Raw genomic sequence first — 4,036 nt, 5'->3', positions numbered from 1 at the left:
ATTTGACAGAAGTGCGCCATTCGGTTTGTCGGATTTGCTATCGGAGCATTATTCGATCGTACTGCGCTCAGCGCCCGAAGACGGCAATGTTGATCTTTTTTGCGGAGATATCATCAGGCGCATCGAGTAGTTTAGAGTGATTTTTATCCGTGGTTGATTTTGCATTCAAAAATGCAGGGTGCTCTCGGGCACCCATTCTAGCTTGACCTTGCTGAATGTTTCTAATGCGCCTACCGTCCCTTAAGGAAAGTGTTATGCTTTAATTGGTGACAATAAAAAGTATCCTTTCCGCGGATCACGATGGAGTGTGTTTTTGTGGCTCGTAAACATATACTCCTATGTTTTTAATGGGGTGAAAGAGTGGCGGTAATTTATTGTGAAATCGTCCTAATGAGCCCGCTTACTACACCTGAATTCGCTACTAAGAAATTTGAAAGTGTGCTTGAAATTCACTGTTCAAGTAGTTAAGTGCGCGCCTGATAATCTCAGGCTGATGCTATGCCATTTTCGATGTTCATAACGCTGTCGGGTTGGTTTAAACCCATAGCGTTCAATTGTGATTGCACGATGCTGCTGTATTTGCTCCGTCCTCACACCAAAATTTAAGGCAATCGTTTACCATGATCCCGATAATGGTACGGCACGTGAATTTAGAAGGAGTTGCGCGGCCCCCTGGCGTGCACATTATCTGAATGGATATCGCTTTTCCGTAGCGCTCAAAGCAGCAGGTTGCCTAGAATGTGCTTCAGCACTTGCTCAGCGTAACTCCTTTACTTGCCAATTTCTTTTTTAATCGTCCTCAATGAGCTCGTTGTACTGCTAAGTCAGCATCTATTTTCAAATAAAATGGCCGTGTGAATAGTTTGTATGCGATCCATGAACACCGCATCCCGCAGCGATGTGGCACATAAACAGTAAACTTTCTATTTCGCCGGCATAAGAAACCCAAAATTTAGCCATTTTAGTGGCACAAAAATGCCACATTTTTGCTATTTCAGTGGCACATAAATGCCAAGACCGAATATTTCAGGGGGCACAAAAAACCGGCTATTTCTATGGCATATAAATGCCATAGAAATACAATTGAAATGCCATTTATAAGCCACTTATATGCCACATAAATGCAGAAATCTGCCCTGACTGTGCTCATCTGAGCCATTTTGGCCTTGTATCAGGGGTAGGACGTTTTTTGTATCGGGGGTAGGACTTTCTGTTTTTACAGGGGGTTGAAGGCCCAAAAAACGTCCCGAATCTATTACGTGTAAGGTGGATTTGGCGATACAACAAAGGACCTCGCAGTCTTGTTAGGGTACGATCCTTCACCCCGCGATAGGATTCAGGTTTAACGGAGTATCTCTGGCGAGCAGTTCCACGGCAGCAGCGCTTCATAGTCCGCCACCGACTGCGCGTGTGGTATCTGCTCCAGTACGTGGCGTAGCCACGTATAAGGCTCTTGCCCGTTGACCTTGGCGGTCTCCACCAGGCTGTAGATCTGAGCACTGGAGGTAGCGCCTTTGGGCGTGTCGCTGAACAGCCACGCCTTACGACCGATAACGAACGGTTTTATCGCCCTTTCGGCCGCATTGTTGTCGATAGGTAAAAAACCGGCTTCTACATAACGCTCCAGCCGGCCCCAGTTGCCGGCCAGATAATTAATGGCCTTACCCAGCACACTTTGTGGCGTGACTTGGGGCTGCGTTTTCTCCAACCAGCTTTTCAACTGAGCCAGGATCGGTACGCTCTTTTTGCTGACGGCCGATTAAACGCTGTTCATCATCACTGTCCTTGAGCTCGCGCTCGATGCCATACAGCTTGTTGATCATTGTTAACGCGATATCGGCACGTCCCGTCTACCCTTCGGCTGCACTTTCTGAGCCTCGACAAACTTGCGGCGCGCATGGGCCATGCAGGCCAGCCGTTCAACCCCCGGTTGCAACGCCAAGGCGTTATACCCCGCGTAATCATCGGTCATCACATAGCCGCGATAATTTTCCAGCAGACGCAACGGAACCTCCTGCACACGGCTGGACGTGTAGTCGAACAACACGACCTTACGATCTGGCGGGCCGCTGGCTTGTACCCACATCCAGGATTGGCTGGTCGGGTCTCGACCTGGCTCTTTCAATACTTGAACACGGGTTTCCATCGCAGTGGATCACCGGGCTTTCCAGTAATCGGTCGCGCATTAAGTTGAGCAGTGGCTGAAAGTGTTCGCTGCACTGCATCACCCAGCGCGCCAGTGTTTGCCTTGGTATATCGATACCGTGTCGACTTAACACCGTCTCGAAACGATGCAGCGGCAAGCCATCGACGTACTTGGTGGTCAGCAACATGGCCAGAACGCTTGGGCTGGCCATGCTCTTTTCGATCAGTTGAGCCGGTTTGTCGGCGGTGACCGGTGCCGTTTCGCAGCCACGGCAACCGTAAACCTTGCGTATGTGTTTGATGACACGGATCTGCATCGGCACGATATCCAGCTGTTCGCTGATTTCTTCGTTGATCACGTGCTTGCGGCAACCGCAGGCACAGGTCAGTTCGTGCTCGGGCAGTTCGTGGATGACCTCGACACGCGGCAGCTCAGCCGACAATGCCTTACGTTTTCCTCGGCGCGGCACCGGGGAAACGACTTCTTCTTCAGCATCACCGATCAATGGCATCGGCTCGCTTTCAGGCTCATTGAACAGTGCAAGTTGCGGCGTGTTGGGCTTTGCCGTCTGCTCGGACTTACGCCCGAACAAGCGGTCGCGCAACAGCTTGATCTGTCCTTTCAGGTCGACGATGTGCGCTTGATAAGCCTGGGCAACTTCTTCCTGGCGATTGAGTGCCTCAAGTAGCATCTGCTTGAGCAAAACGGGGTCATCAGGAAGATCGTCGGGCAGAGAAATCATGGCCCGGATTATACCGGGTCAGGCTACGTAACGTGGAGTCAAAACCTGTTGAGGACGGTTGCGCCACAGGTCAAAACCGTCGAGCAGCCAGTTCAGTTCCTGGACGGTCAGAACGATCACTTCATCGCAGAGATCAGGCGTTGTTTTGAATCGCTCGGACTCCAAGCGCTTAAGCCAGAGGCAGAAGCCGTTACGCTCCCAGTACAAAATCTTCACGCGGTTACGGGGCTTGTTGAGGAAAACGAAGAGCACGGGATCGAACACCGCCACTTTTATGTCCAGTTCGACCAGAGCAGCGAGGCCATCAATGGACTTTCTGAAGTCCACGGGCTTAGGGTAAAGATAGACTTTTTCGACTTTGAGGTCGGGTCGCATCATGGCGAACTGGCTCCTGAGGGAATCGGGAGCACAGCATCTGGTATCAGCTAAGCGCTTTGAATGTGGGGTTTATGGATCGCTTACAATAGTTTTGGCAGCAAAGGAGTATGTATCAGGTGGCGCCAATCAAAAAAAGGTTTCGTAGTGCGCTAATAGCGGCCATTGACTTTTTGTCAGTGATCTAATAATATCTCGGCAGTTGGGCTGGAGCTATCCAGGAGAGTTCTTTTAAAAAGATTTAATTGTTTCTGGAAGTTGCTATTTACATCGTCTTTATAGTCGTGTGCCATAGGCGTTACAAGCGGTTTTATCGATTTCATTGGCGGAATGCTTCTAAAGCTCGAAACAGGGTGACAGTCCAAGCAAGCTGGTGAGGCATTTTGTTAATGAAATTAGATTTGATGATAAAAACTATATCCCTGATGCTGTACATTTTTACCTGATGTTCGCTTGATCTGTGATTTTTTGAGAAGGCTAATGGTCACGGTTTAACGAAAGGTAGATATATGAGTGCACGCTTTAGTTAGTGATATTTAAATTTCTGTCGCTTTTATGGTTGTTATATTTTGTATTTTTGGTGGTTGTTTCGACGAGGGCGCATCCCGAAAAAAGTTAAACGTGTCGTTCGAAGCTTTTAGCATCCTATTCAGTTACCAGTTATGAGTGTTAGGCAGCTCACGCGCCGAGATTTTTGGGTGAGGTAAAACGTCAGGTTACGCTGTCTTTCAGTATCTATAAGAAAAATGTTTCACTTATTTTGCATGCAGCTC

General features: G+C 48.8%; 3 protein-coding genes and 1 pseudogene. All 4 read right to left on the bottom strand.

The window, feature by feature from the left end; translation table 11 throughout:
• Nucleotides 1-1,342: 1,342 nt before the first annotated feature.
• The 4 genes and pseudogenes from D8U69_RS29815 to tnpB all read right to left on the bottom strand — a co-directional run bounded on the left by D8U69_RS29815 (nucleotide 1,343) and on the right by tnpB (nucleotide 3,266).
• Complete coding sequence (locus D8U69_RS29815; protein WP_241667806.1) at nucleotides 1,343-1,480, bottom strand: transposase domain-containing protein; 138 nt, start codon at nucleotides 1,478-1,480, stop codon at nucleotides 1,343-1,345.
• An 84-nt stretch (nucleotides 1,481-1,564) separates the two neighbouring features.
• Nucleotides 1,565-2,086, bottom strand: a pseudogene (locus tag D8U69_RS29965) (IS66 family transposase); the annotation flags it as partial.
• The gene (locus D8U69_RS29960; protein ID WP_277751169.1) at nucleotides 2,052-2,888 is read right to left on the bottom strand and encodes a transposase; all 837 of its coding nucleotides are present in this window, start codon (nucleotides 2,886-2,888) and stop codon (nucleotides 2,052-2,054) included. The gene D8U69_RS29960 and the pseudogene D8U69_RS29965, both read right to left, overlap by 35 nt.
• Nucleotides 2,889-2,906: 18 nt before the next feature.
• A complete protein-coding gene (gene tnpB / locus D8U69_RS20330) occupies nucleotides 2,907-3,266 on the bottom strand; it encodes an IS66 family insertion sequence element accessory protein TnpB (protein WP_241667805.1) in 360 nt (119 codons plus the stop codon).
• Between the last annotated feature and the right edge of the window lie 770 nt (nucleotides 3,267-4,036).

The sequence above is a fragment of the Pseudomonas sp. Sample_16 genome (assembly GCF_004307665.1).
GTDB lineage: Bacteria > Pseudomonadota > Gammaproteobacteria > Pseudomonadales > Pseudomonadaceae > Aquipseudomonas.
Note: the sequence above shows the minus strand (reverse complement) of the source record. Positions and strands in the feature narration are given on the sequence as shown.